The organism is Pseudomonas sp. 3B-A001-10F (assembly GCF_056313565.1).
Window position 1 is genome coordinate 26090 of record NZ_JBQYFW010000011.1, and the last position, 26598, is coordinate 52687.

The following is a 26598-nucleotide window of genomic DNA, read 5'->3' on the forward strand; positions in this document are numbered from 1 at the left end:
ATGAACAAGTCGATGACGTGGAGTCTGTTGTTGTCGCTGGCCGCCGCCACGCTGCTGACCGCCGGTTATGTCGCCGAAGCCGATGCCCGGGGGCAACGCGCCCAGGGCCATGCGCGCGCCAACGTCAATCGCGCGCCAGCACCGAACGCGCAACGGGCGCAGCGGATCAATGCGCCGCAGCGCACCAACAATGTCAGTGCCGGTAATCGGGTCAATTCGGGCAATCGGGTCAATTCGGGTAACCGGGTCAATGCCGGCAACAACGTTGGTAACCGCACGAACGTCAACAACGGCAACCGAAACGTCAACATCGACAACAGCCGCGATGTCGATATTGATGTCGACGGCCATGGCCGTTATGGCTACGACGATCACTACCATCCGGTGGCGGCCGCAGTGGCGGTAACGGCAACCGTCGCGGCCACTGCAGCGGTGGTAGGGGCGATCTTTACCCCGGCGCAAATGCCCAGCAGTTGTGTGCAGGTGATTCAGTACAACGTCGCCTACATGCAATGCGGCTCGACCTGGTACCAGCCGCAGTATCAGGGCAGTGATGTGACGTATGTGGTGGTCAATGCACCTTGATCAGGCTTTCGGCACCCACGCTTGCATCTGCGCCAACATGCCACGGCCGCCTCGGCGTAACCCGGTGGCCAGGGTCCGCCACGGCAGCTCAGTAACGATGACCTGTGCGGCCGGCACCAGTCGCACTTCACCGGCAGTGCTGCCCGCCGGGCCACCGTCCGGCATGAAAATCGTCAGCCAGTCATCCACGCTTTCGACGATCAGGCACAGGCGAAAGCCTTCGCCCTCGGCAATCAGGCCGACCTTGGAACCGTCCTCGTTTTCCAGCCCGGCAAACCGCGCCGTGGTGTCCTTGAACAACTGGTAACCGGGCAGGTTGCTCAGCAGCTTGTTTTCCGTGGCTTCCATGGCCCGCGCTGCCGCCGAAGTGCGCGCGAGCAGCCCGGCGAGAAAACACAGCACGATCAACCCCAACAACGTCGCCACACTCACCAGCGTCACGCCCGCGACGTCATAGCCTTTGAACATCGGCAATAACTTTTCTACCGGCCCGCGCAGCAGGTGGATGGCTTTTTCGATCAGCACGACGATCAACACCAACGGCAGAATGAACAGCAGACCGCCGACCACGGTGGTCTTGATGAACTTGAACATGACGGCTCCTTGAATGACGTGCGATCGGATTCAAGGCTAGCTGATCTCCGTCCAGCTGCCGGAAGGCTTCAGCGCCGCCAACTGCCCAAAGGTAACTCGACCTCGCGCTCGGCAGCAGCCAGCGCTTTCTCCAGCCCGGACTTGTCCAGCGGCGCGCAGTAAGCCGGTTTCGCCCGCTCGAATCGCCAGCTCTCATCGAGGCCTCCGGCGTCGACCGCATCGAAGCCGAGTTCGTCCAGCAAACCCACGACCAATGCCTTGGCGTCAGCGTCATCTGCGGCGACGGGCAGGGCGCGCCGCTCGCTGGAATCATGCGGGCGGGCATCGGTGAGCAAGTCCGCTGCGAGAATGGCATTGAACACCTTGACCACCGTGGCTCCGCGCAAATGCTCTGCGAGCAAGCGGCTGGTGGTGCTCTGGAACGTGTCGAGTACGGCGATGTGGCCGTCGCGATCAGGGTAATAGTTGTTGGCGTCGAGCACGGTTTTCCCTTCGAACCAGGCTGGCGGCAGGCTCGGGATGTGTTCGTAGGGGATGGCCAGCAACACCACGTCGGCAAACTGTGTGGCCTGTTCGGCCGTGCCGATCTGGCAGCCGGTGATGCCGGCGAGCACGCTGCTCATGGTCTTCGGGCCGCGTGAGTTACTGAGCATTACTTCGTGCCCGGCGGCGAGGACGATTTGCGCGACGGCGCGCCCGATGAATCCGGCTCCAACGATTCCAATGCGCATGGTGTGTTCCTCTGTCAGGTGGGGAGCCACTATGATGATTCCTGCCCAGATGCAGATAAATTGCACTCTGTTACTTACTTTCGCTAACAGGAGTTTCGAATGGATCGGCTGACCAGCATGGCGGCTTTCGTGATGGCGGCTGAAGCGGGCTCGTACGCCAGCGCTGCGCAACGCCTCGACATGTCGGCGCAAATGGTCGCCAAACACGTGGCCGCCCTTGAACAGCGGCTGGGTGCGCGGTTGCTCAATCGCACCACGCGCCGGCAGAGCCTGACCGAACTGGGCCAGGCCTACTACGAGCGCTGCAAGCACATCGTCACTGAGGCAGAGGCCGCTGATTCGCTGGCGCAGATCATGAATGACACGCCGCGCGGCAAGCTCAGGATCAGCGCGCCGGTAACCTTCGGTTCGTACAGCTTGATGCCGTTCATGACCGCGTTCTTGCGCGAATTCCCTGAAGTGGAAATTGATCTGCACCTGACCGACCGTGCGGTGGATCTGGTGGAGGAGGGGTTTGAGGTGGCTTTCCGGATCGGCCCGTTGGCCACGGCTAGCCTCACCGCCAGGCCCTTGGCCGCGTATCGCTTGATTGTCTGCGCGGCGCCACGCTATCTGGCGGAACACGGCACACCGCAAGTGCCCACCGATCTGCAACAACATGAGTGCCTGGGTTATGCCTATTGGTCACGGCCTGCCGATCACGAGTGGTCGTTTTTCAACGGTGCGCAGGTCGAGCGCGTGCCGGTGAGCAGTCGCTTGCACGTCAACGAGAGCAAGGCGTTGTTGTCAGCGGCGGTGGATGGTTTCGGGATTGTGCTGGGGCCTGCCGACTTTCTTGAACCGGCATTGCGCAGAGGCGAGTTGGTGAGGTTGTTGGAGGGGTTTGAGGCGCCGAGCAGAGCGATGCATCTGCTGTACACGGCGCATCGGCAGAAGACCGCGAAAGTGCGCCAGTTCATCGATGCCGCGGTCAGCCGATTTGGCTGACCGGGCGATTTGGATGAGTGAATAAAGCGACTCAGTTAATTCGCGGATGCTGCTGCACCAGTTCCTTGCGCTTGGCTTCCAGCGCGGCGATTTCGGCGTCGATGTCTTCGATCTTCTGCTCGATGTTGTCGTGGTGCTCTTGCAGCAGTTCCTTGGCTTCCTCGAGGTCCGAGGCTGCCGGCGCGGCACCGCGCAACGGCTTGTTCGCGGTTTCCTTCATGGTCACCCCGGTGGCCAGACCGATCACGGCGATGACCATCAGGTAATACGCCGGCATGTACAGATTATTGGTGCTCTCGACCAGCCACGCGACCACGGTCGGAGTCAGGCCGGCAATCAATACCGAGACGTTGAAAGCAGCCGCCAGCGCGCTGTAGCGAATGTGCGTGGGAAACATCGCCGGCAGGGTCGAGGCCATGACGCCGATAAAGAAGTTCAGCAGCACGGCCAGCATCAGCAGACCGGCGAAGATCAAACCGATCTTGCCGCTGTTGATCAGCATGAACGCCGGGATCGCCAGAATGAACAAACCGATGCTGCCAACCACGATGAAAGGCTTGCGGCCGATCTTGTCGCTGATGAAGCCAATCGCCGGTTGTACGAAGAGCATGCCGACCATGATCGCGATGATGATCAGCACACCACGGTTTTCGCTGTAGTGCAGATTGTGCGAGAGGTAACTCGGCATATAGGTAAGCAGCATGTAGTAGGTGACGTTGGTCACCGCCACCACGCCAATGCAGGTCATCAGGCTGCGCCAGTGTTTGGTCGCGACCTCTTTGAACGAGACTTTCGGGCCACCGGCGAGGCCTTCACGATCGCCTTGCTCAAGCTTTTCGACGTGTTGCTGGAACGCCGGGGTTTCTTCCAGGGCGTGACGCAAATAGAGGCCGATCATGCCCAGCGGCAAGGCGAGGAAGAACGGCAGACGCCAGCCCCATTCTTCGAACTTGGCTTCGCCCAGCGTGGTGGAGATCAACACCACCACACCGGCACCGAGAACGAAGCCGGCAATCGAGCCGAAATCCAGCCAACTGCCGAGGAAGCCACGCTTGCGGTCCGGCGCGTATTCGGCGACGAAGATCGACGCTCCGGTGTATTCACCGCCCACCGAGAAGCCTTGGGCCATTTTCGCCAGCAACAGCAGGATCGGCGCCCAGATGCCAATCGAGGCATAGGACGGAATCAGGCCGATGGCAAAGGTGCTGAGCGACATGATCACGATGGTCGCGGCGAGGACTTTCTGTCGCCCGTACTTGTCGCCCAAGGCGCCGAAGAACAAGCCGCCCAGCGGCCGAATCAGGAAGGGCACCGAGAACGTCGCCAGCGCGGCGATCATCTGTGTGCCGGGGTCGGCACCGGGGAAGAACACTTTGCCGAGTACATAGGCGACGAAGCCGTAGACACCAAAGTCGAACCATTCCATGGCATTGCCCAGGGCGGCAGCGGTAATCGCTTTGCGCATCTTGGCGTCGTCGACAATGGTGATGTCGTTCAGGCCGATCGGCTTGACGGTTTTCTTGCGTGATTTCATCCGGGTCTTCTCTTTGCTGATCCATCGTGCCGCGTAGATGCCATCTTTTTGATGGCGCGTACTCTTTGGCTCAGATACATGAGGACACGAAATAATTCACTGCCCGGCGCTTTTTTTCCTGGCACACCTGTGTAGGAGTTGCCGAAGGCTGCGATTGATCGTTCCCACGCTCTGCGTGGGAATGCAGCCGGGGACGCTCCGCGTCCCAACAAGATCGCAGCCTTCGGCAGCTACAGGGGATATGTGTTTACCGGCGGATGGCCGTATACGATTGCCGCAGGTCGCTAGCCCAGCCATCCAGCACCACTTTGATGTCGTCGGCGGTCAACACCTGCTTGTCGTTCTCCAAGGGCACGCCGGTGCCTTTGCGTATAACTTCGGCAATCACTTCGCCGGTCGAACCGTCCTCGAACGAAACCTCGGTGGCGACCTGACTGTCCTGATCGCGGATGCCGGTCGCCGTGCTCACACCGGCAGCGACGAGGGTGACGGGCAGCCACTCATAAAAGCGCAAACCCTGAGTGCTGGTCGCCACTTGGGTGATGGCGGGGCGCACCACCAACGTGTTCGGCCCCGGTTGGTTGACCAGATGCATCACCTTGCCCATTTCCAGCCGCAGCGCCGCATCGTAGTAGTCAGTGACCCCGGACAGCGTGCTCAGCGGAATCCGCGACGTCGGCTCGGCACTTGGGTAAAACTGGCTTGGTGCCAGGTAAACCTGGGTATATCGGCCCCGGGCGAGTGCCGGGCTGACCCACGCCAGCACCGGCTGACCGGACGGCGACTGGCGCTCGGCCAAGACGCTGTAGTCATGCAGAAAGCCGCTGTGCTCGACCTTGTTACTGCTGCAGGCCGACAGGCTCAGGGTGGTGGCGAGGGCCAGCGACAGCGAATGCGTGCGGGTCATTAACGGGTTTCCTTGTGAGGTTGCGTGGCGATGCTGTCCGAGCATTCGATGTGCAACTGGCCGTGGCTCATGATCCATTGGATCAGGTCGGCGGCAGCGATGCTGTGGACGTATTCGACCCAGTGCGCATTGGTCGGGCTGAACTGCTCGAAGTAGCGGCGCAGGACGATGCGGCTCTGATCGCTGGAAACGCTCAGGCACGACTCCTGAAACACAATCGGCGTATCAGGGCCGAGCGCGGCAGTGCGCTGGCTGAGGATCAAGGGACGATTGCTGTTGTGCCCCTCGGCGCAATGGTTGTCGTTCAATAGCTTCATGCGAACCCCCTGGATTGGAATGGCCGCAGAATGCCCGCGCGGTTTTGCCAGAGAATGTCCGCTTGATGTCTGGCGCGTAGAAATGTTGCTCGATTGAAATAAATGACCCGGGCGGCGAAATGGCTTTAGATTGGCGTTTTTCGCCGCATGGATCTGTAACTGTGAGCAGACTGCTGTTCGTCGACGACGACGTGGAAATTCTCGCGCTGCTGAAGAAGTTCTTCGTGCAGCACGCCTATGAAGTCGACGTGGCGCCGCACGGCGAGGCCATGTGGGCGGCGATCGCGCAGAACCGTCCGGACACAATCATTCTTGATCTGATGATGCCCGGCGAAAGCGGTTTGAGCCTGTGCCAGAAGGTGCATACGCAACTGGGCATACCGATCATCATGCTCACTGCCATGGCCGAACTGAGTGATCGCATTGTCGGGCTGGAACTGGGCGCGGACGACTATCTGACCAAACCGTTCGCCCCGCAGGAACTGCTCGCGCGGGTGCGCGCCTTGCAGCGTCGTGCCAGTGAACAGCGGCATCCGGTCGAGCCTTCGCGCCCGGTGATCGGCTTCGCCGGTTGGCATCTGGACATCACCTGCCGCGAATTGCGCTCGCCGGAAAACGTGATGATTCCGTTATCCGGCGGCGAGTTCGATTTACTCGTGGTGTTCCTCGATCATCCGCAACGCATTCTGACCCGCGAACAGTTGATCGACCTGACTCACGGCCATGGCCATGACGCTTTCGACCGCAGCATCGATGTGCAAGTCAGTCGCCTGCGGCGCAAGATCGAGCCGGACAGCAAGCGCCCGGACCTGATCCGTACCGTGCGCAACGGCGGATATCTGTTCACCGCCAAGGTCAGCCGCTCGTGATTCGCCGACTGTGGCGTGGCGACACCCTGCGCCGGCGCATCGCCCTGACGATCATTGCGGCGATGGTCGCGTCGCTGGCGTTGAATGCCCTGTTCGTGCAAGTCGCCGGGATCTGGGCACGGCCGCCGATTGAACGCACCGGCCTGCTCGAGCAGATTGCCGCGACCTCGCGGGTGATCGAAGCCGCCCCGGCCAACCTGCGCCCGCAACTGGCCGCAGCGGCGAGCAGCGCCATGCTGCAAGTGGCGTGGAAAGCACAGCGCGCCGACTTCGATCTGCCCAATGACGGCCTTCGCCTGCCAGCGAGCAGGGTGCCGGTGCTGCAGCAACTGCTGGGCAATGATCGAAAAATCGAGGTGTTCAGCCCGGGCGACTGGCCGAAAGGCAGTGCCCAGGCGCATTACGCCGCCGTCGTGCAATTGGTCGATGGCAGTTGGTTGTCATTTATCCCGCCGGAGCGCAGTTGGGGTCTGGAGTTTGGCGTGCGTATCGTGATCGTCATCGCGTTGGGACTGATTGCCACATTGCTCGTCGCCTGGGTCGCCACCCGGCAACTGGCCAATCCGTTGCAGCGCTTCACGCGTGCCGCCAGACGATTTGGCACCGATCTGCGCGCACCGCCGATCAAGCTCGAAGGCCCCGACGAAATCCGTCAAGCGATCATCGCTTTCAACACCATGCAGGCGCAGATCCAGCATTTCATTGCCGAGCGTACGCACATGCTGGCGTCGATCTCCCACGATTTACGTGCGCCGCTGACACGCATGCGTTTGCGCAGTGAGTTCATGGAAGACGTCGATCATCAGGGCAAACTGATTCGCGACGTCGAGGAGATGCAGTCGATGATCAACGCCGCGCTCGCGTTCTTCCGCGAAGACACCCACCGCGAGCAAACCACAGCATTTGATCTGTCGGAGCTGCTGCAAACCATCGTCGACGATTACCGTGATCAGCAGATCAATGTCGACTTCGGCGGCCCGGCGCATTTGGTGTATGAAGGCCGGCCACTGGGGATCAAACGGGTGGTCGTCAATCTGCTGGAGAATGCGTTGAAGTATGCGCAGCACCCGGGCATTGCATTGAAGCGTGACGAGTATTCGATTCGCATCGAGGTCAGCGACGAAGGCCCCGGCATTCCCGAGGTGGCGTTGGAGCAGGTGTTCGATCCGTTCTTTCGGCTGGAGACTTCACGCAATCGTGACACCGGCGGTGTGGGTCTGGGTCTTTCCGCAGCGCGAGCCATCGTCCGTGAGCAGGGCGGTGAATTGACGCTGAGCAATCGCAAGAGCGGAGGGTTGATCGCGAAGGTCGAGTTGCCTGTGTGAAATTTCTTCTGTAGATTTTCATGAAATTACAAGAAACAAATTTCATGGGCTCGTGAATGTTTCAGCAATCCAGCCAGCACGTCGACAGCTATTACGCCCACAGCTGCGCCGATATTCTGCGTGATCGAGTGGTGCTGGAAGGCGAACATGACGCCGACGTGGTGATCATCGGCGCCGGTTTCAGTGGTCTGCACACGGCGCTGCGTCTGGCCTTGGCGGGTAAACGCGTGATCGTGCTGGAGGCCAGCCGCGTGGCGTGGGCGGCCTCGGGGCGTAACGGCGGGCAGGCGATTCTTGGCTGGTCGTGCGATATGCCGCCGCTGGAAGCCGCGCTCGGTTATGAGCGGGCCAGACGGCTTTGGGATGGCATGCGCTGGGCTGCCGACGAATTGCGCGAATTGCCCGGCCGCCATGGTTTCGATTGCGACTATCGGCCCGGGCATTTGTGGACATCGGTGATGCCACGCCGGGTCAGCTTGCTCAGCGAATGGCAACATGAGGCCAGCCATAAGTGGGGCCATGATGGGTTGCAGTTCATCCCTCGTGAACAATTGCCGGAATGGGTGGCCACCGATCGCTATCAGGCCGGGCTTTACGATCCTGAGGGCGCACACCTCAATCCTCTGAAACTGGCCTTGGGCCTGGCGGCCGCCATCGAGCGGGCCGGCGGGCGTATTCATGAACAAAGCAAGGCGCTGAGTTATCAGGAGCAGGGCGACGGCTTTCGGGTCAACACCGAGCGCGGTTTGGTGCGCGCCGATGTGCTGGTGTTGGCCTGCAATGCCTACCTCGATGAACTCGACCCGCAACTGTCCAGTTGCATTCTGCCGGTGGGCACTTATCAGGTCGCCACCGCACCGCTCACCGCTGAGCAGGCCAGCGCGCTGTTGCCGCGCAACGTTTGCGTGACCGACAACCAGTTCGTCCTCGATTACTTCCGCCGCACACCGGACAACCGCTTGTTGTTCGGCGGCGGCTGCACTTACCTGGGCGGTATGCCCAAGGACATCGCGGCGGCAACGCGGCCATTTCTTGAGCGAGTATTCCCGCAGCTCCAGGGTGTCGGCATCGAGTTTGCCTGGGGCGGGCATATCGACCTGACGATCAACCGCACGCCGGACGTGGGCGGCGAGGGTAACCGTTATTGGCTGCAAGGCTACTCGGGGCACGGCGTCCTGCCGACATTGGCTGCCGCACGTGCGGTGTCCAATGCGATCCTCGGCGATAGCGATGAATTGGCGTTGTACCAGGGCCTGAGCAATGGCCGTTTTCCCGGTGGCAAACATTTCGCGGCACCGCTGGAAGCCATCGGCAAGGCCTGGTATCGACTGCGCGACAGCATTTGATGAGACTTTGACCATGAACAAGCAAGAAGAAATCGCCGCGCTGGCGATCCTCATCCACGACCTGCGCAAGCACAAGAAATGGACCCTCAAGGAACTGGCCGACAAGATCGGCCGTTCGGTCGGCTTCCTGTCGCAGGTCGAGCGCGGTTTGTCGCGGCCTACCGTGGCGGACCTGACTGCGATCAGCGAAACCTTCGGCGTGCCGACCACGTATTTCTACAGCCTGCCCAAGCCCAAGGAATTGCCGTGGGTGACGCGCCCGGACGAGCGTCGCACGCTGTATTACGCCAACGGCATCACTGACATCCTGGTGTCGCCGCAGATGCGCGCTTCGTTCTCCATGCTCGAAAGCCATCTGGAAGCCGGCGCGAGCAGCGGTGATCGCCATCTGACCGACAGCTCGGAGCAGGGCGGTTACGTCCTTGAAGGCGAGCTGACGTTGTGGCTGGGCGACGATGAAGAGCCGGCTACGTTGAAGGCCGGCGACAGCTTTCAGTTCGACAGCCATACCCGCTGCCGCTACGGCAACCTCACCGAGCAGCTGACCCGCGTGCTCTGGGTCTACACCTGATAACCATAAAGGATGAACACGATGGACGCTGTCTGCGCTGACCTGCTCGCCGAAGTACGGGCGTTTCGCCAACGCTACCCCGAGGTGCGTTATGTCGACCTGATTTGCCTGGACATTCCCGGGCACTTCTATGGCAAGCGTTATCCAATCGACATGCTCGAAAAAGTCGCCGCCGGCAGCGTACTGAAGCTGCCGCAGAACTGCGTATTGCTGGGCGTGCAGGGTGGCTTGTTCCCGATCGGCGATTACTGCTTCAACGACGGCGACCCGGATGCCGTGCGCCGTCTGGTGCCGGGCACACTGAAACCGGTGACATGGGAAGCGCAGCCGCTGGGGCAGATGCTGATCACTTCCGACGGCACTGAAAAGCCGATCGAATTCGAACCCCGTGAAGTGCTCGCACAGGTGCTTAAGCGCCTGGCGCGCAAAGGCATTCACCCGGTGGTGGCCTTTGAGCTGGAGTTCTACCTGTTCGATAAAAAGCTGCGCGACGGTCTGCCGCAATTCCCCCGCGACGACCTGACTGACGACGCCGATGATCAACCGAACCTGCACATCGAGCGGCTTTCACGCTTCGCGCCGGTGCTGGATGAAATGGTCGAAGCGACGCGGGCGCAGGGCATCGACGCCACGGTGATTACCGCTGAACTCGGCCCCGGACAGTTTGAAATCAACTTCGGCCATCTCGACGACGGTTTGCGTGCGGCGGATTGGGCGGCGTTGTTCTGCCGCAGCACGCGCGGTGTGGCGCTCAAGCATGGTTATCGCGCCAGTTTCATGGCCAAGCCGTACTTGCAGCATCCGGGCAGCGGTATGCATGTGCATGTCAGTTTGTACGACGCAGCCGGCAATAATCTGTTGGCGGCCAATGAGCAGCAGCCGCTACGCCATGCAGTCGCGGGGTGCCTGGAATTGCTCCCGCACAGCATGCCGATCTTCGCGCCGAACCAGAACTCGATGCGCCGATTGGGCGGCACGGTGAACACCGCGACCAAAGCCAGTTGGGGTTTTGAGGATCGTGATGCGTGTCTGCGGATTCCCGAGTCGGACGCGAAGAATTTGCGGGTTGAATATCGCTTGGCGGGCGCGGATGCCAATCCGTATTTGGTGCTGGCGGCGATACTGGTGGGGCTGGAGCACGGGCTGGAATCGGGCAAGGAGCCCATTGCGCCGCTCAATGAAGACCGCAGCAGCGGGATTGATTTTCCCAAGGAGATGTTCGAGGCCGTGCGTGCGATGCAGCATCAGCCGCAGTTGCGCGACGGGCTGGGTGCGGAGTTTGTCGATGTGTATTGCGAGAATAAACGCCAGGATCATTTGGCGTTTATGCAGGAGATCAGTGCGCGGGAGTATCGCTGGTATTTGTGATGAGGGTTAGGGGGAAGGCGGTTATTGGTCCAAAGCCTGCCGTGGGGAGCGGTTGTTTTAGACCCTTTTGCAGCTCTTTTACGGAAAACTGATCTTCCCTCGAAAGCGTTTTCAGGCCGATGTCGTAAATTACAATTCATCGTCTATCTGAATTCCAGCCCAGTCGATCGTCTAGACGTGTTAAGCCCTGAAGGTTTGTGCCTATGAAAAGCTCTGCGCGCCGCAATATGGGTGCAATGGGTGTCACAATGCTAGCATGGCTTGCGATTCACCCTAAAATCGATACTGTCCCTCAAAATGCAAATTTGGCTCTCAATAATATATGGAAAAAATAAATAGCAATGGTTGGCAACGGATGTCATCCGAGGGTGCCACTGAGTCAGAGCGCTACTTGTCAAAATTGGCGCGAAGAGCCTTTTTAAGCTTTTGGAGCTATTCAAACCCTTATACGGATGAGGGAGGAGGCAAAGAACTTTGTGACTTTCTCGTTGTATTTGGGAATGACGTTGTTATCTTTTCAGATAAACACTGTAAATATCCCGAAAATGGAAATCACGAGACCTCATGGCGCAGATGGTACAAAAGCGCCATTAATAAATCGTCGAGACAGTTGGCAGGGGCGTTGTCCTTTATCGAACGGTACCCTGAAAGGATTTATTTAGATGCAGAGTGCAAGCATCCCTTGCCGATTCCCCTGCCACCTGCTAGCAAGCGCAAAATACATCTAGTCGCAGTGACCCGAGGTTCCGCGGAGGCTTCAGCAAAATACTGGGGTAACGGTAGTTCCAGCAGCTTGATTATCAACACAACCATCAAAGATCGAGAGCACGAAAATCACCCATTTATGGTAGGTTGGCCAATAAAAAAACGACGATTTGTTCATGTTTTAGATGAGTTGTCTCTCGATGTTCTTTTGGATGAATTAGATACTGCACCTGATTTTATTGAGTATTTAACAAAAAAAGAACAGTTAATTACTTCTGGAGGGCGGGAATTCATAATTCCCGGCGAAGAAGATTTGTTTGCAGATTACTTCATGCACCCACTGGAAGATTATCGAGGTTTTACGTTTTCTCCGATTCCTTCTGACGAAAAATTAATCACGTACGAGGAAGGGGTGTGGAAAAAAATATCTACAAGCAATACATATAAATTGTGGAAAAAAGATAAAGCGATCAGCTATGATTGGGATAAACTCATCGAGCATCAAACGTCACATATACACCGTCAAACCGCAGGTATATTTAACAGTTATTCGGAAACTCTGAATGATATCCAGATTCACGAGCTTGTATTGAGAGCGATGGCGGAAGAAAGACGAAGCGTCAGGCAGGTTCTCGCCAAAGCTCATAAAGATATACTTACTAAAGTTGACCCGGGCGATAGACTGACCAAAACGGTGGGCGTACCCAATAGACCTAATCGCGCTTATGTATTGATGGCAGTGAAAAGGACGAAGGGGCAAGACTATGAAGAGTATCGCGCTGTGCGAAGAGCGTCGTTGATATGCTATTGCAGAGCTACTCGGCTTAGATTAAACGGGATCAGCGAAGTTATTGGTATTGCATCCGAGCAAATGGACTCAGTCACCCTGACTCAAGACTTTACATTTATGCAGTTTGATTCTCCACTGACACTCGAGGAAAAGGAACAGGAAGTATCATACTTACGTGCCGCGGGCGTTTGGAAAGATCATTGGAAATACGTCTAAATTGTAGAGAATAAGGGACAGGCCACGTTTTCTAGATGTGGTCTGTCCTCTGAACCCCCAAAAATCCTTTCGCGCTGGAGACTACACTCCCGTTAACGCTGGCTTTTAGATAAAACTGCATTAAGTTAAATGATTAGCCGCCTGCAGGCGAAAAATGTTTATAGGGTGTACAATTCATAAAGTTGGGAGGGTTAGGGGATTAACCTAGTTGTTGTGTTTATGGAAGTCTTTTGCTCCACGGTAGAACGGTCATTCGACATATGAACTCGTCGATGCTTTTTCATAAAGTTAGCGAGTCGTGTAACGGCTGTCTCAACGTCTGCGTTATATTTATATGTGCCATCTTCTTGCAGTAGGAAATACCCTATCGGCATCTTTAATCCGCGTTCTTTACCGTCGAAAGCAAAAATTTCGAGCAACTCAAGCTTGTGTTGGGACTCGGGACGGAAGCATACGTTCTCACCGCCTTGATAAAGCGTAGATGGGTATGCCCAACCATCAGGACTAAAATTTAATATTGAATTGGTAAACTCGCTGCTGAACAGGTACGCACCTTCTCCTGCAGCCAGCAGGTTTTGGTTGATGAACTTCCGAATGATGGAAAGTTTTTTCTTGGTGTCCGACGGCAGGTTGGTATAGAACTTATTGCCTACCGTAGCTACAGTCAGCATTTCTTTCGCTTGATAGGCCATCAAGAGCACTTTGGACTCCGGTTTGACTCTAATCTCTGCAAAGGTTGTAGGTATTTGCCCTTCTGAAGTATAGAGCAATCCTTGAGATGGTCGATTGACGCGACCATGGTATTTAACGCAGTTGTCGGGGGCTGCCCAAAACTCTGACTTCGGAAGATCTTTAAATTCGGCGTCCCAGATCCGTGCGCGATAAAAAATACCACCGGGAAAGTATTGTTTCTCTTGGGCAGCGAATGTACCTGCCCTCGTAGATCCAATTGAAATCATAATGACATCTTTAATTCGGCCGTAGATTTCTTCGGGCGCTAAATGTTTATAGTCATCATTAAATTTTTCGATTCTTTTTTTAAGATCTTTGCTGCTGATGTTGCGCAATAAAAAAACTATATGAGCCAAGTCTTCATCTGGCGCAAGTCCGCTATCCATTTCTAACATCGACATTTGAAGCCTCTGATTTTCTCGTGATCTGGTTAGTTGCTCCCTAGCAGCGTTGTTAATCAACCTAACCGCTTCATTCCTGCTGAGTGCAAGATAGGATGGCCCGAACCTAACACTTTGGCGCGGCATTAGGCCAGCAAATTCACCTCTGGATTCAGGAGGGTTGTGACTGCTTTATTAGCCGATAATACTGAGTCAACCCTTCAACGACATCGGCTTGTCCCCACCCGGCGGCAAACCAAACAGCTTCCGCACCCGATTAAGAAACGCCCCATAGGGTCGCCCCAGAGCCAGCATCATCACGGCCGCACCCAGTGTGCCGCGCACCAGACCTTCGCCCGATGCACCACTGAAGCCAATGATCGCGGCATAGATCGGCACCTGAAAACTGACCAGGGCGATGCTGTCCCATAACAACCTCGACACCCGACCCTGACTGGCACGCGTCATCACCCAATCGCGCCAGATACCGTAAGGTCGCGCGACCGGAATCATCAGCACCGCGCCCAGCAGGCGCGCGTGCAGAACCTGATCCCACGTCATGCCGGCAATGAAACGTTCATTGAGGATGCCGGTGATGGTGAAAAACAGGATCAGCGCTGTGGTGTCTGCGATAAATGCAGTCCGACGCGTTGACTGTTGCAGGCGTTGCGGCACCTCACTTCTCCTTTCATGGCTTCAGGACCGAACTTTCCTCAGCTGGACGCCGACATTTCATCGGGCTGTGACAGCGGCTGCACGGCGAGGTGCGGAGATTCGCCGAAGTACTCGATCAGCAGATCCGTGAGCACGCGTATCTTGCGCGCGGGATGCGGGCCCGGCGCGCGGAGGAGGTAGGCACCGGCCGGGGGCGGTGGATGGTTGGTCATGATCGGCACGAGTGCACCCGAGGCAATGTGTTCGTGGGTGAGACAATCGGGCAGGTAGGCGACGCCGAGGCCGGCAGCCGCGGCTGCAGCGAGGGCCGTGCCGTTGTCAGCCTTGAAGCGTCCTTGCGGGCGAACCGTGATGACCTTGTCAGCCGCCATGAATTGCCAGGCTTCGGTGCCTTGCATGAGCGCCTGATGGGCGTGCAGTTCGTCCGGGGTTTCCGGGGCGCCGTGCGCTTTGATGTATTCGGGGCTTGCGACGAGCTTGGTGTAGACCGGGCCGATACGCCTCGCGATCAAGTTGGAGTCCTGCAGGTAACCCACGCGAATGGCGCAATCATAGCCCTCGGTAATCAGGTCAACGAAGCGATCGCTGTAGCAGGTCTGCATGTGCAATTGAGGATGACGGCGAGCCATTTCCGCCAGCACCGGGGCGAAGTGCGTTGGCCCGAACGACAACGGCACCGCCACGCGCAAACGACCGCGCAGGGCGCCGGCGGGCAGGATGGTTTCCTTGGCGATGTCAATTTCGCTGCACACTCGGGCGGCGTAATCGCGAAATGTCGCGCCGGCTTCGGTGAGTGAAGCCCCGCGCGTGGAGCGTGCCAGCAATTGCACGCCGAGTTCCGCTTCAAGCCGCGCCAGACGGCGGCTGACGATTGATTTCGAAACCCCGAGCCGCAGCGCTGCCTGTGAAATGCCCCCGGCATCGGCCACTTCGACGAAGGTTTGCAGTTCTTCGATATCCATTTTCGCGTTCCCCTTGGCGCGACACAGTTCGCCTCGGGATGCTACTACTGCTGCGAATAGGGGAACAGCACAATGGGTTTTCCAGGCACGGCGTCACTCGCGTGCATTCTGGAACCATTAGCCGCACGGGCTCCGGCCGTTTTACCGACGTGCGTTACCCATACAAAAGGACCTGCAAATGGCAAGCGAACCCATCCGTAACCCGCACACCGATCAACTCCTGACGCCCGACAATTCAGCGTTGATCATCATCGACTATCAACCGGTTCAGGTGTCTTCGATCCGCTCGATGTCACGGGATGAACTGGTCTTCAATATCACCAGCGTTGCGAAGGCGGCGGTCAACTACGACCTGCCGATCATCCACTCGACCGTCAATGTCGCGACCGGCCGCAACAAGCCGCCGATTCAAGAGTTGCAAGCGGTGCTCGGCCATCTGCCGACCTATGACCGCACGTCGATCAACAGCTGGGAGGACACTGAATTCAAGCAGGCGGTCAAAGCGCTGGGGCGCAAGAAACTGATCATGACTGCGCTGTGGACCGAAGCCTGCCTGACCTTCCCGGTGCTCGACGCGATCCAGGAAGGCTATGAGGTTTATGTGCCGATCGATGCGGTGGGCGGCACATCGCTCGCCGCACACGAGGCGGCGTTGCGCCGAATGGAACAGGCGGGGGCGAAGCTCATCAGCCGGGTGCAGATGTACTGCGAACTGCAGCGCGACTGGGCGCGCGAGGTGACCGTGCCAGGCTTTATGGGCGTGTTCGAAAACTTCGACGGTTTCAATGCTGAAAAGGCGCTCCAGGAGGCGGGCAACAAGGCCTGATCAACCGGCGGTTGTTGAAGGTGGCGCTGGCGGCATTCGGCGCTGCCTTCATTTGGCCTGTTTCAACGCCTGAAAATAATCTGAACGGCCTCGGAACCTGCTCGCCTAATGATTAGCTTGTGGTCAATCGCACAGGCGATGTGTCAATAACGGCACACTCCGAGAGGTGGTCAACGTGGCTAAAGACGAAAAGAAAAGCAAAGACAAAAAAGGTGACGCTTCGAAAGCCAGCAAGGACTTGAAAGACAAAAAGTCATCACCCGAGAAGAAATCAGCGGCAGCCTCGGCGCTTTCGAAGTCCTCCGACAGGGACAAGAAAGACAAGAAAAAAGACGCCGAGCCGAAGAAGTCGGCGAAAAAAGCCGACAGCAAGCCTGAGAAGGCCAAGGATTCAAAGAAGGCTGATAAGCCGGCCAAAAAGAAAAAGTGATCTTGAAGGCAATAAAAAACCCGGCAATTCGAGCCGGGTTTTTTATTGTCTGCTATTTGGAGATCAGAGCGCCGCTTTGACCTGCAAGCCAATCACCAGCGCATTGTCGATGTCCTGTCCGGAAAACGCGCCCGGCTCAATGATGTACTGCATATTTGGACGCAGCGTCAGCCAGGGCGTGGCCTGATAGCCGTAGCCGAGTTCGATCAGTTGCTCGGCGCTGTCCAGGTTCGGCAACGCCGTGCCGTTGTTCAATGCGGCGTCTTGCAGGACGTCACGGCTACGCGGGTTCGGCACGGCGCGACCATAACCCAGCGCGACGGTGTCTCGCGGGCGACCTTCGAACGGTTTGTACAGCACCACGCCGGTGCCGTACCACTTGCTGAACGGTGACGCCGCTTCGCTGGCCGCCGAGTATTGGCCGAACGCGTGCAAGCTGCGGCCTTCGGACGTCGACGAACTCCAGACGGCCTGGTCGATCAGCAGATAATGACCGCCGCGACCGGACACTTCTTTGTCGCTGCCGATGCGTTTTACGTCGGAGCTGTCGTAGTAGTAGCCGAGCTTGTATTCGCCGGGCAGGGCGCCCGCGTGTTTGTAAACCAGTTCGATCGGTACCACGGTGCCGGTGGTGTGTTTCGGATCAAGGTGCCAGGCGCGGCTGGAGTTGCCGTTGCTCTCGGGGTCGACGTTGAACGCGGCCACGCGCAGTTGCCAGGAAGACGACAAGTCGTATTTCACCCGCACACCGAGGCGCGCATTGGGGTAGTTGGTCCAGCCGCTACCGCCAGACATGTTCAGCGGATGACCGCAGAAACCGGCGTTCATGAAGTTGCACAGAATGCCGCTGTCGAGGCCGCCGAGGTCATTACCCATGGCCATGTAACCGAGCTTCACGTTGAGCGCCGGGGTAAACAGGCTGCGCTCGTAACTCAGTTCGGTCAGTCGCGTATACAGGCCACCGTAGTTTTCCTGAATCGGCAGACGGTTGCCGACGAGGTCTTCCGAGGCACTGTTGCCGCGGCGGTCGTTGATGGTCAGCTGGACCTTGCCGGCATTGTCGACGCCGTACAGTTTGCTCAGGTCGAACTGCACGCCGAGCTTGATGTTCTGCGAGTAACGCGCCGAGCGATGCAAACCACCATCGGCGTTGTAAGCCATTTCGCCGCTGTAGTCGCCAGTGAACTTGATGCCCTGTTCATCCATCTGGTGACGCAAGCCACCCCAGTCACCAGTGAGGGTACTGCGGGTCAACAAATCGGAATCGATGTCGGCCAGCGCGGGGAGAGCGGTGGTGCACGTCAGGCCCAGCAACAGGCCTTTGAACAGGTCGGAACGGGAAAAACCAACAGCCGATAGCATGTAAATCTTCCTGCAAAAAACATGAGCAATAGGGGGAAAGCAGCGCGGCACCCGAAGGTGCCGCGCTTTACGTGAACACCGTGGTTTACGGCAGGGCGTAAGCCATCACGTAGTCGCCGCGATCGGTCGACTGACGCGCGCCACCGGCGGTGATGACGATGTATTGCTTGCCGGTTTTCGGCGAAACATAGGTCATCGGGCCACCTTGGCTGCCGACTGGCAGACGTGCTTTCCAGACTTCTTCACCGTTGCCGCTGTTGAACGCGCGCAGGTAGAAGTCCTGGGTGCCGGCGATAAAGATCAGGCCACCCTGGGTCGACAGGGTGCCGCCGAGCGTAGGCAGACCAATCTTGATCGGCAGGTGCATGCGGATGCCCAGTGGACCGGTGTCTTCAACGGTACCGACCGGAACCTGCCAGGCGACTTTCTGGGTTTTCATGTCGATCGCAGTCAGCGTGCCGAACGGTGGTGCCTGGCACGGAATGCCGGCTACCGACAGGAAGCGGTTTTTGTTCACGGCGTACGGTGTGCCTTTCAGCGGCACGGCGCCCATGCCGGTGTTCAGCGCTTCGCCACCGCCAGCGGCCTTGCCCTGGTTCTGCGACGGGATCATCTGGATCCACAGGCCCAGACGCATGTCGTTGACGAAGATGAAACCGTGTACCGGGTCAGTAGAGATGCTGCCCCAGTTCATGCCGCCCAGCGAACCCGGGAAACTCAGCGATTTATCGGTGCCCGGCGCGGTGTACAGGCCGTCGTAACGCATGCCTTTGAAGTCGATGCGGCAGAGCAACTGGTCGTAAGGGGTCGCGCCCCACATGTCCGATTCAGTCAGGTGCTGTGCGCCGATCTGCGGCATGCCCAGCGATTTCGGCTGGGTTGGCGAGTACGGTTCGTTCGGGATGTTCGCCGCTTTCACCGGTACTTCTTTAACGTCGGTCAGCGGTTTGCCGGTGGCGCGGTCGAGCACGTAGATCTGCCCGGCCTTGGTGCCGATGACCACGGCCGGTACGGTTTTGCCGTCCTTGGTGAAGTCGATCAGGCTCGGCTGCATCGGCAGGTCGAAGTCCCACAGATCGTTGTGCACGGTCTGGAACACCCAGCGCTCTTCACCGCTGGTGGCGTCCAGCGCCAGGATCGAAGCGCCGTAGGTGTGATCGAGCTTGCTGCGCTCGACACCATAGATGTCGGTGGACGAACTGCCCATTGGCAGGAACACGGTGTTGGTCGCCGGGTCGTAGGACATCGGTGCCCAGCTGTTCGGCGTGCTGCGCACATAGGTGCTGCCGTCTGCCGGCGCTTTTTTATCCTGCGGGTTGCCCGGGTCGAAGGCCCAGCGCATGGCACCAGTCATCACATCAAAACCACGGATCACGCCGCCGGGCATGTCGGTCTGCACGTTGTCAGCCACGCGACCGCCAACCACCACGGTGGTGCCGGCCATCAGCGGCGCGGAGGACAACTGATAGTAGCTGTCCGGCACGTTACCCAAACCGGCCTTCAGATCGACCTGACCGTTGTTGCCGAAACCCTGGCAGAACTCGCCGGTGTCCGCATCGACCGCGATCAGACGGGCATCAATGGTGTTGGTCAGCAGACGGCGCTGGCAGTTGGCGGCCGGCGCCGGTTTGGCTTCGATGATTTTCGAATTGGCTGGCTGAGCAATGGCAGCGCTGGCGTCGAAATAGGCCATGCCACGGCAACGCTGCCAGACTTTCGACTGGGCGTTGATCGCGTTCTTCCACAGCTCTTTACCGGTGTCGGCATCAAGGGCGATCAGGTTGTTGTGCGGGGTGCAGATGAACACCTTGTTGCCAACCTGCAGCGGGGTGAGTTGGTCTTCAGCGCCATTGCCATCGCTCTCGGCGACGTCACCGGTGTGGTAGGTCCACGCGACTTTCAGCTTGTCGACGTTGTTGCGGTTGATCTGGTCCAGCGCGGCGAAGCGGCTGCCACCTTCGGTATTACCGTAGTGCGCCCAGTCCTTTTGCGCCTTGTCCGGCTCGACCGGGGTCAGGCCCGGGCCAGTGCCGGTGGCGGCAACGGTCGGGTGCGCGACGAACATGTTGCCAGCCGCCACAACCACGCCGACCGCCAGCACCGCAGCCACAGCGTAAGCGCCGCGACCCGCAACGCCACCGTTGGCACGTTTGAGCAGCGGATAGACCAGCGCCACGACCAGGCCGATCACACTGAACATGAACAGGCGCGAGAACACCGGCCAGAACACCAGCCCGGCATCGCTCACCGCCCAGATCGCTGTTCCGACCAGGAACGCGGCAAACAACCACGCACCGGCTGGCTTGTAGCGCGCGATCAGCAGACCGGAGACGGTCATGACCAAGCCACCCACCAGGAAGTACCACGAGCCTCCCAGGCTGACCAACTTCACGCCGCCCGCAGCCAGCGCCAAGCCGAGCAGGGCGATGACGACGCCCAGCCCGACCAGAATGAATTTTGATATGCCCGAGAGGCGTTGACTCTGCTTCACGTTGAATGTCCCGTTGAAATGAGGAGGGCATTATATAGTTAGGTAACTACCTAGTTAAATCACTAATTCAGTAATAAAGCGTTGTTGGATTTTTGATAACCCGCTTGGGCCGCAAATGGCGCTCTAACAGGCTTCAGCAGAGCTTTTGAAAACCTGCAAAAGACGCCGTTTTGTCAGAAAAAATCATGGTTATGACAGCATTTATATTTTGCTGTTTTCAGTCAGCCAACAACGTTCAACTGACGCACGGCCGTAAAACCAGCTTAGCGGGTACGCGACAAATGGGGCGGCCCCGCTCATTACCCGTTGATGTGCGTGGTTCGACTCATACGGGCGTAGTCAGCGAAAACGGAATGCGCAGCTCTTCGACAGGCCCTGAATCGCGCCCGCACATTTCGTCGTGCACGCATTGCTGCACCAGTACGCAGGGAAAGGCCGGCACGGTCTGTAGCAAGTCCCGCAGGTGGGTGATCGAGCGCAGGTGCATCGGCTTGGCCGCGTCATCCAGCAGGGTGAACTGGCCGTGATCCAGGCGGATCCGCGCCAGATAAAAACCACCTTCGAGCGACAGCAGCTCCAGTTCACGTATTTCACTGTTGGCCGCACGTTCGGTGAGGGCTTGCAGGTTCATGCTTCACTCCTTGCCTACCAGGGTAGGCGTTCTCCATCGTAGGCAAAGAAATGGCCGCTGTCGGCCGGCGTCAACTGGTCTATCAAGGTCAGTAACTGTTCAGCGGCAACGTCTGCCGGGCGGGCGCTGGAGGCGCCGCGAAAAGGTTGCGACAACCCCGACACCACCGTGCCCGGGTGCAGACTGAGCAAGCGACTCTGCGGGCGCGTGCGTGCCAGTTCGATGGCGGCGGTCTTGATCAGCATGTTCAGCGCAGCCTTGGAAGCGCGGTAGGCGTACCAGCCGCCCAATCGGTTGTCGCCAATGCTTCCGACCTTGGCCGAAAGCATCGCCATTGCTCCCCGAGGATCGAGCAGTGGCAGGAAATGACGCAACACCAATGCCGGACCCAGCGTGTTCACTTGAAACACGGTTTGCAGCGCCTCCGGCTCGATCGCGCTGAAGCTTTTTTCCGGCTTGATCCCGTCGCGATGGAGCAGACCGGCCGCGTGGATGATCAGTTGATACGGCGCTTCGCCTGCCAGTTCGGCGGCGGCGCTGGCAATCGTTTCAGGTCGTTCAAGGTCGAGCGCGGGGAGGGTACGGCGCCCCAGCGCGCGAACGTCGGCACAGCGCGGATCCTGTTTCAGCAGTTGGCAAAAGGCTGTACCGAGGGCGCCACTGGCGCCGATCACCAGCGCGCGGTAACCATCGCCGAACGAGGCCAGGGTCAATGCGCGGTTCACTCGCTGACTCCCGCGCCTTGGCGACGGAAGAACAGTGTCACTTGGCCGACCTCTACACCGAACTTGGACATGCTGGTGCGGTTGATCAACGTGTCCTCGTCCATCAAGTACATCCAGTCGTCCATGCTCATTTCGTAAGTCGAGTCATCGACCGGCAGGTTCAGGCGATAACGCCAGTGCAGCGTATTGCCCGCGACCTGGCCCTCGGCGACACCCACTACGTCAGCCGCGCGACCGCTCCAACGCCCCTGGCCTTCGGGCGTGAGAGTCCAGACGCGACGTTGGCGGGTGCCGTCGCTGTACAGGAAGCGCTCGTCGAGAATCAGGTTGTTACCCTCACGCCGGCTGACGATGTTGACCTCAAAACGCTTGGCCACTTCACCGCTGCGCTTCTGAAACATTCCCCAGGCTTTGACGGGCTGGCTGAAAAAACGCTGCAGGTCCAAGGCCGGTTGTTGGTCGGCATAACGGGCAACATCCACGCTGCCGCAGCTTGCGACGCTGAGTGCCAGTGTCAGTAACAACAGAAATCGGGTCATTGCCTAACTCCCTGAAACGCACGAGTGAAGAGAATGAGATTCGAACTGTCGGCTTGTACAGTGACTGTCCTCTGTATAGCTTTATTGCCGCCTGATCAGTTGCAGGAATTCCTGCCGTGTCGTCGAACTGTCCCGGAAAGCACCCAGCATCACGGAGGAGGTCATGACCGAATTCTGCTTCTCAACGCCGCGCATCATCATGCACATGTGCCGGGCTTCAATGACCACCGCGACACCGGCGGCATCGGTGATTTGCTGAATGGCGTCGGCAATCTGCCGCGTGAGGTTTTCCTGGATCTGCAGGCGCCGCGCGAACATGTCTACCACCCGCGCGACCTTCGACAGCCCCAGTACCCGGCCGGTGGGGATGTACGCGACATGTGCCTTGCCGATAAAGGGCAGCATGTGGTGCTCGCACAAGGAATACAGCTCGATGTCGCTGACGATCACCATTTCATCGCTCTGCGACTCGAACAGAGCACCGTTGGTGACGTCTTCCAGGCTCATCGTGTAGCCATTGCACAGGTACTGCATCGCTTTGGCGGCGCGCTGAGGTGTGTCCAACAGTCCTTCGCGCTCGGGGTTTTCACCGACGCCGACAAGAATTTCACGGTAATGGCTGGCTAATAGTGGGTTCATTCAAGGTGCTCGCGGCAGTGCTGTGCGTGGGGCCAATCCATAGCGAAAGAGTTGTACGCAATGAAGTGCTTTGTATAGGTTTTATTGAAGATAGGCTGAAAAAAATCACCTGACAATGAATCGGCAATCTTTTTTATGCAGATGCGAAAACCTCACATCGCAAAATGTGAGGTGGCGCGAGGAGCGGGAAGGGGGGATGACAGTGAGCGCTACGGCAGAAGCAGGAGCGCGGCGCGATAACAAGCGATGTTGTGCGGCGTTCTGATTGATTTGGAAACCGTCAGACATCCTGACGGTTCCCGATTGCTGCACCTCAAGCGTTCTCTGCAAGCCTGCGCACGTCACCCAGGGAGTCACGCTGCATCGACTGCAGGTTCTTCTCGATGGTTTCGCACAGCGCTTCCATCTGAATCTGATGCTCGCTGTGGCGAAACGGGCTTTGCAGATCGGTGCCGATGCGCTCGATGGCCAGCAGCATAAAGCCCACCACGGTCGACGCCAGCGGCGTGAACCAGCCCAGGGATTCCACTAGTCCGATCGGTACGATCAGGCAGAACAGCGAAATAAACAGCCGCGGAAAATACACATAAGGGTAGGGCAGCGGCGTATTGGCAATCCGCTCCATGCCACCCTGGCTGTTGGACAAGTCCACCAGCGTCGATTCCAGCCGCGCCAGGCGAATGCTGTCGAGGCGCCCGGCCTTGTATTCCCGAGCCAGCAAAGTCGCCGAGCCGGTGAGGATATCGTTGGCAAAGTTATTGGTGGTGCCGCTGCGGGCGAACTCCTCGGCGGGAATAAACGCGCGGACTTCCTCAGGGCAAGGCTGGCCTTGCAGATGCGCTGCGAGGCAATTCACATAGGCGACGTGGCGGCGTAGTAGAGTCGACTTGACCGGATTGACCTCGTTGTCAGCGTCATCCAGCAACGTCAGCACCTGCCGGGCGAAACTGCGCGAGTTGTTGATCATCGCCCCCCACAGCGTCCGTGCTTCCCACCAGCGGTTGTAGGCGCTGCTGTTGCGGAAACTGATCAACACAATCAACGCCGAACCCAATAGAGTCAGGGGCATGAGGGGTAAATTCAGCTTGGTGTTGAGAAACAACATGAAGTCGACAGTGACAGCGATGTCCCAGAGCAACAGCCAGAACAAGGCCCAGCCGACGTAGCCCAGCGTTTTGATGATCAATCGGTATTTTCTGACGATGGCAGCTTTCAAACGGAAACCTCGTGGCGAGCGGTAAGCGTTAACGCTTTAGCTCGGACGTTGTTTTCGGGGGAAAGGTTCGCTCACCGATGCAGCGCCCGGGTGATCATCGCCAAAGACGTTAGACGCTATGTGCTCGATACGCCTGGCACATCCATATTGATCTTGCGCCAGCAAGCTTCCGACAGACTGTAGACCGAGAACGCCATCAGCCCCAAGGCTATTACCATCAAGATCAGCCAGCCAGCGGGTAGATTCTGCAGCGCATCGAGCGCTTCCTTCATACCCGGGGGATCCATGGCCTGATAGGTAGAGCCGCTGATTGCCAGGAGCAATGCGATCTCGATAAACACGACGCCGCGCGCGATCAGACCAAACCGCGAGACCGGGCGGACGTAGCGCATGACCTCTTCGTCGGCCTCGAAATATTTCTCGAACGACGCTTTCCAGCCCTTGATGATGTGAGCAATGCCTACACCGAGCGGAACGAGGGCGATCAGGTACACCAGCCAGTTCGAATGTTCCCAGGACAGAAGATGCGCCAGCCAGTCTTGGGTTTGTCCTGCAGAATCGCCCGAGCTTTTAATCCCGCTGATGAGCAGGCCCAATGCAAAGAACGCCAGAGCACCGTTGACCAGACCGCCCACAAACAGCCCTGTGCGAATCACCAGACCTTTGAGTTTTGTGCCGTGATGATCGACATCTCGCGTCGCCTGCAGGACACGCCAGGCGGCAAAGGCGAGCAGTCCCGCCACGACAAGTCCAACCAGAAAATAGCCGAATGGCTGAGCCAGCAAGGCTTCCAGACTCTTGTGGCTGTCCTTCGGTTTAGTCGAATCCTGGGCTGCCAGCAACGCAAAGATACCGATGATCAGATAAAGCATTCCTCGGGCGGCATAGCCTCCCCGAGCGAGGAGGACGAGGTTGCGTTGCGCGGACATGGGGGTATTCCTGAGAGGTTATAAGAGAGCAGACCCTTCTTGCCGGGAGGGGTTCTATGACCTGTCGAAGAACGCAGTGAGCTGGTTTCTACGGATAATTCAGCAATAGCCGGAATCTTCACTTGATCAAAACAACGACCTTGCCCTTCGCGCGTCCCTGCTCGACGTAATTCAACGCCTCGGCCGTTGATTCAAAGGGGAACGCTCGATCAATCACCGGGTTGATGATGCCTGCCTCAACCAGCGAGCTGATTTGTTGCAGTTGGGCGCCGTTGGCGCGCATGAACACGAACGCGTAATTGACGTCACGCTTGCCTGCCTTGCGCCGAATAGCGAAGCTCAGCAAGCGAATGACCTGCTGCAAGGGCCAGGACAAACCTTGCTCCTGTGCGAATTGCGCGGTGGGTGGCCCAGAGATGGAAATCAGCTGACCACCGGGCTTGAGCACCTTGAGTGATTTCTCCAGGACATCGGCGCCGAGGCTGTTCAACACCACGTCGTAGTCGTGCAGGACACTGTCGAAGTTCTGCTGTTTGTAGTCGATGACCACGTCAGCCCCTAGCGCCTTGACCCATTCGACATTCGCGGTGCTGGTGGTTGTGGCGACAAAGGCACCGAGGTGTTTGGCAAGCTGAATGGCGACGGTGCCGACGCCGCCGGAACCGGCGTGAATCAGCACTTTCTGGCCTTTTTTCAGCTGGGCGGTGTCGACCAGCACTTGCCAGGCAGTCAGTGCCACCAGGGGCAGGGAAGCCGCCTGTGCCATGCTGGTATTGGCCGGTTTCAGGGCAATCGCGTTTTCGTTCACGGCGATCAACTCGGCGAAGGTGCCGATTCGTGTTTCCGGCGGGCGGGCATACACCTCGTCTCCAGGTTTGAAGCGTGTCACTTGCGTGCCGACTTCAGTCACCACGCCTGCCAGATCGTTGCCCAGAATCAATGGAAACGCGTAGGGCAGGATCAGCTTGAATTCGCCGGTGCTGATCTTCGAATCCAGCACGTTGACGCTGCTGGCATGGACCTCGATCAAGACGTCGTGAGGACCCACTGCGGGGGCAGGCGCTTCGCCGATGCGCCCGGGGTGCTTGCCATAGCGATCAATCAAAAATGCTTTCATCGAGGTGCGGCTCTTGTCGGTGTACGGATGGTAGTCGGTGCGTTGCGGATTCGATGCAGCGCCTTCTGACTGCATCGAATCCGCCGAGCATGCTCGCTA

At 58.3% G+C, this 26598-nt stretch carries 27 protein-coding genes; 10 read left to right on the forward strand and 17 right to left on the reverse strand.

What is annotated here, in order from left to right; translation table 11 throughout:
- Positions 1 to 585 (forward strand): hypothetical protein, encoded by a 585-nt coding sequence (locus AC0ZWN_RS12670; RefSeq protein WP_460090969.1) that lies wholly within the window; start codon positions 1 to 3, stop codon positions 583 to 585.
- Here the strand turns inward: AC0ZWN_RS12670 and AC0ZWN_RS12675 are convergent, their stop codons facing one another.
- A complete protein-coding gene (locus tag AC0ZWN_RS12675) occupies positions 586 to 1179 on the reverse strand; it encodes a DUF502 domain-containing protein (protein ID WP_476335261.1) in 594 nt (197 codons plus the stop codon). It abuts the gene before it with no gap.
- Positions 1180 to 1247: 68 nt separating this feature from the next.
- Positions 1248 to 1910 carry an NADPH-dependent F420 reductase gene (locus AC0ZWN_RS12680; RefSeq protein ID WP_116256095.1) on the reverse strand — a complete coding sequence of 221 codons (663 nt, stop codon included), beginning with the start codon at positions 1908 to 1910 and terminating at the stop codon, positions 1248 to 1250.
- Positions 1911 to 2009: 99 nt separating this feature from the next.
- Between AC0ZWN_RS12680 and AC0ZWN_RS12685 the strand changes: the two genes are divergently transcribed.
- Entirely contained in the window at positions 2010 to 2897 is an 888-nt protein-coding gene (locus tag AC0ZWN_RS12685) for a LysR family transcriptional regulator (RefSeq protein ID WP_099759200.1), read from the forward strand.
- A 31-nt stretch (positions 2898 to 2928) separates the two neighbouring features.
- Here the strand turns inward: AC0ZWN_RS12685 and proP are convergent, their stop codons facing one another.
- The 3 genes from proP to AC0ZWN_RS12700 all read right to left on the reverse strand — a co-directional run bounded on the left by proP (position 2929) and on the right by AC0ZWN_RS12700 (position 5655).
- Positions 2929 to 4431, reverse strand: a complete 1503-nt coding sequence (proP, locus tag AC0ZWN_RS12690) for a glycine betaine/L-proline transporter ProP (protein ID WP_093431427.1) — start codon at positions 4429 to 4431, stop codon at positions 2929 to 2931.
- 247 nt (positions 4432 to 4678) lie between these two features.
- A complete protein-coding gene (locus AC0ZWN_RS12695) occupies positions 4679 to 5338 on the reverse strand; it encodes a DUF3313 domain-containing protein (RefSeq protein ID WP_476335262.1) in 660 nt (219 codons plus the stop codon).
- Positions 5338 to 5655 carry a hypothetical protein gene (locus tag AC0ZWN_RS12700; RefSeq protein ID WP_093431433.1) on the reverse strand — a complete coding sequence of 106 codons (318 nt, stop codon included), beginning with the start codon at positions 5653 to 5655 and terminating at the stop codon, positions 5338 to 5340. The genes AC0ZWN_RS12695 and AC0ZWN_RS12700 overlap by 1 nt, the downstream gene beginning before the upstream one ends.
- 119 nt (positions 5656 to 5774) lie before the next feature.
- On the opposite strand from AC0ZWN_RS12700, the gene AC0ZWN_RS12705 reads away from it, so the two are divergent.
- The 6 genes from AC0ZWN_RS12705 (at position 5775) to AC0ZWN_RS12730 (ending at position 12845) form a co-directional block, all read left to right on the forward strand.
- Positions 5775 to 6524 carry a response regulator gene (locus AC0ZWN_RS12705; protein ID WP_093431436.1) on the forward strand — a complete coding sequence of 250 codons (750 nt, stop codon included), beginning with the start codon at positions 5775 to 5777 and terminating at the stop codon, positions 6522 to 6524.
- Positions 6521 to 7849 carry an ATP-binding protein gene (locus AC0ZWN_RS12710; protein WP_476335263.1) on the forward strand — a complete coding sequence of 443 codons (1329 nt, stop codon included), beginning with the start codon at positions 6521 to 6523 and terminating at the stop codon, positions 7847 to 7849. The genes AC0ZWN_RS12705 and AC0ZWN_RS12710 overlap by 4 nt, the downstream gene beginning before the upstream one ends.
- Before the next feature lie 56 nt (positions 7850 to 7905).
- Positions 7906 to 9195 (forward strand): NAD(P)/FAD-dependent oxidoreductase, encoded by a 1290-nt coding sequence (locus AC0ZWN_RS12715; protein WP_476335264.1) that lies wholly within the window; start codon positions 7906 to 7908, stop codon positions 9193 to 9195.
- Between the two features lie 13 nt (positions 9196 to 9208).
- The gene (locus tag AC0ZWN_RS12720; protein WP_093431445.1) at positions 9209 to 9766 is read left to right on the forward strand and encodes a helix-turn-helix domain-containing protein; all 558 of its coding nucleotides are present in this window, start codon (positions 9209 to 9211) and stop codon (positions 9764 to 9766) included.
- A gap of 21 nt (positions 9767 to 9787) precedes the next feature.
- Complete coding sequence (locus AC0ZWN_RS12725) at positions 9788 to 11134, forward strand: glutamine synthetase family protein (protein WP_476335265.1); 1347 nt, start codon at positions 9788 to 9790, stop codon at positions 11132 to 11134.
- Between the two features lie 322 nt (positions 11135 to 11456).
- On the forward strand, positions 11457 to 12845 hold the full coding sequence (locus AC0ZWN_RS12730; protein ID WP_476335266.1) for a hypothetical protein: 1389 nt from the start codon (positions 11457 to 11459) through the stop codon (positions 12843 to 12845).
- A gap of 191 nt (positions 12846 to 13036) precedes the next feature.
- Here AC0ZWN_RS12730 and AC0ZWN_RS12735 read toward each other — a convergent pair whose 3' ends face one another.
- From AC0ZWN_RS12735 to AC0ZWN_RS12745, 3 genes are all read right to left on the reverse strand, one after another.
- Positions 13037 to 13978, reverse strand: a complete 942-nt coding sequence (locus AC0ZWN_RS12735; protein WP_476335268.1) for a hypothetical protein — start codon at positions 13976 to 13978, stop codon at positions 13037 to 13039.
- Between the two features lie 192 nt (positions 13979 to 14170).
- Entirely contained in the window at positions 14171 to 14632 is a 462-nt protein-coding gene (gene alaE / locus AC0ZWN_RS12740) for an L-alanine exporter AlaE (protein WP_460090960.1), read from the reverse strand.
- Positions 14633 to 14670: 38 nt separating this feature from the next.
- Entirely contained in the window at positions 14671 to 15594 is a 924-nt protein-coding gene (locus AC0ZWN_RS12745; protein WP_476335269.1) for a LysR family transcriptional regulator, read from the reverse strand.
- Between the two features lie 178 nt (positions 15595 to 15772).
- Between AC0ZWN_RS12745 and AC0ZWN_RS12750 the strand changes: the two genes are divergently transcribed.
- Positions 15773 to 16420 (forward strand): hydrolase, encoded by a 648-nt coding sequence (locus AC0ZWN_RS12750; protein WP_476335270.1) that lies wholly within the window; start codon positions 15773 to 15775, stop codon positions 16418 to 16420.
- 166 nt (positions 16421 to 16586) lie between these two features.
- On the forward strand, positions 16587 to 16850 hold the full coding sequence (locus AC0ZWN_RS12755; protein ID WP_476335271.1) for a hypothetical protein: 264 nt from the start codon (positions 16587 to 16589) through the stop codon (positions 16848 to 16850).
- Positions 16851 to 16913: 63 nt separating this feature from the next.
- Here the strand turns inward: AC0ZWN_RS12755 and AC0ZWN_RS12760 are convergent, their stop codons facing one another.
- From AC0ZWN_RS12760 to AC0ZWN_RS12800, 9 genes are all read right to left on the reverse strand, one after another.
- Positions 16914 to 18212: a carbohydrate porin gene (locus AC0ZWN_RS12760; protein WP_476335272.1), complete on the reverse strand. Its 1299-nt coding sequence runs from the start codon at positions 18210 to 18212 to the stop codon at positions 16914 to 16916.
- An 85-nt stretch (positions 18213 to 18297) separates the two neighbouring features.
- Positions 18298 to 20703: a glucose/quinate/shikimate family membrane-bound PQQ-dependent dehydrogenase gene (locus AC0ZWN_RS12765; RefSeq protein ID WP_476335273.1), complete on the reverse strand. Its 2406-nt coding sequence runs from the start codon at positions 20701 to 20703 to the stop codon at positions 18298 to 18300.
- Positions 20704 to 21028: 325 nt separating this feature from the next.
- On the reverse strand, positions 21029 to 21334 hold the full coding sequence (locus AC0ZWN_RS12770) for a DUF6482 family protein (protein WP_034154117.1): 306 nt from the start codon (positions 21332 to 21334) through the stop codon (positions 21029 to 21031).
- A gap of 14 nt (positions 21335 to 21348) precedes the next feature.
- A complete protein-coding gene (locus AC0ZWN_RS12775; RefSeq protein ID WP_476335274.1) occupies positions 21349 to 22059 on the reverse strand; it encodes an SDR family NAD(P)-dependent oxidoreductase in 711 nt (236 codons plus the stop codon).
- Positions 22056 to 22598 carry a DUF3833 domain-containing protein gene (locus tag AC0ZWN_RS12780; protein WP_476335275.1) on the reverse strand — a complete coding sequence of 181 codons (543 nt, stop codon included), beginning with the start codon at positions 22596 to 22598 and terminating at the stop codon, positions 22056 to 22058. The genes AC0ZWN_RS12775 and AC0ZWN_RS12780 overlap by 4 nt, the downstream gene beginning before the upstream one ends.
- A gap of 81 nt (positions 22599 to 22679) precedes the next feature.
- A complete protein-coding gene (gene folE / locus AC0ZWN_RS12785; protein WP_476335276.1) occupies positions 22680 to 23237 on the reverse strand; it encodes a GTP cyclohydrolase I FolE in 558 nt (185 codons plus the stop codon).
- 313 nt (positions 23238 to 23550) lie between these two features.
- Positions 23551 to 24453, reverse strand: coding sequence for a bestrophin family protein (locus tag AC0ZWN_RS12790; protein WP_476335278.1), 903 nt, complete (start codon positions 24451 to 24453; stop codon positions 23551 to 23553).
- A 116-nt stretch (positions 24454 to 24569) separates the two neighbouring features.
- Positions 24570 to 25382 (reverse strand): DUF1206 domain-containing protein, encoded by an 813-nt coding sequence (locus AC0ZWN_RS12795; protein WP_476335279.1) that lies wholly within the window; start codon positions 25380 to 25382, stop codon positions 24570 to 24572.
- Positions 25383 to 25500: 118 nt separating this feature from the next.
- Positions 25501 to 26499, reverse strand: coding sequence for an NADP-dependent oxidoreductase (locus AC0ZWN_RS12800; RefSeq protein ID WP_476335356.1), 999 nt, complete (start codon positions 26497 to 26499; stop codon positions 25501 to 25503).
- Positions 26500 to 26598 lie beyond the last annotated feature (99 nt).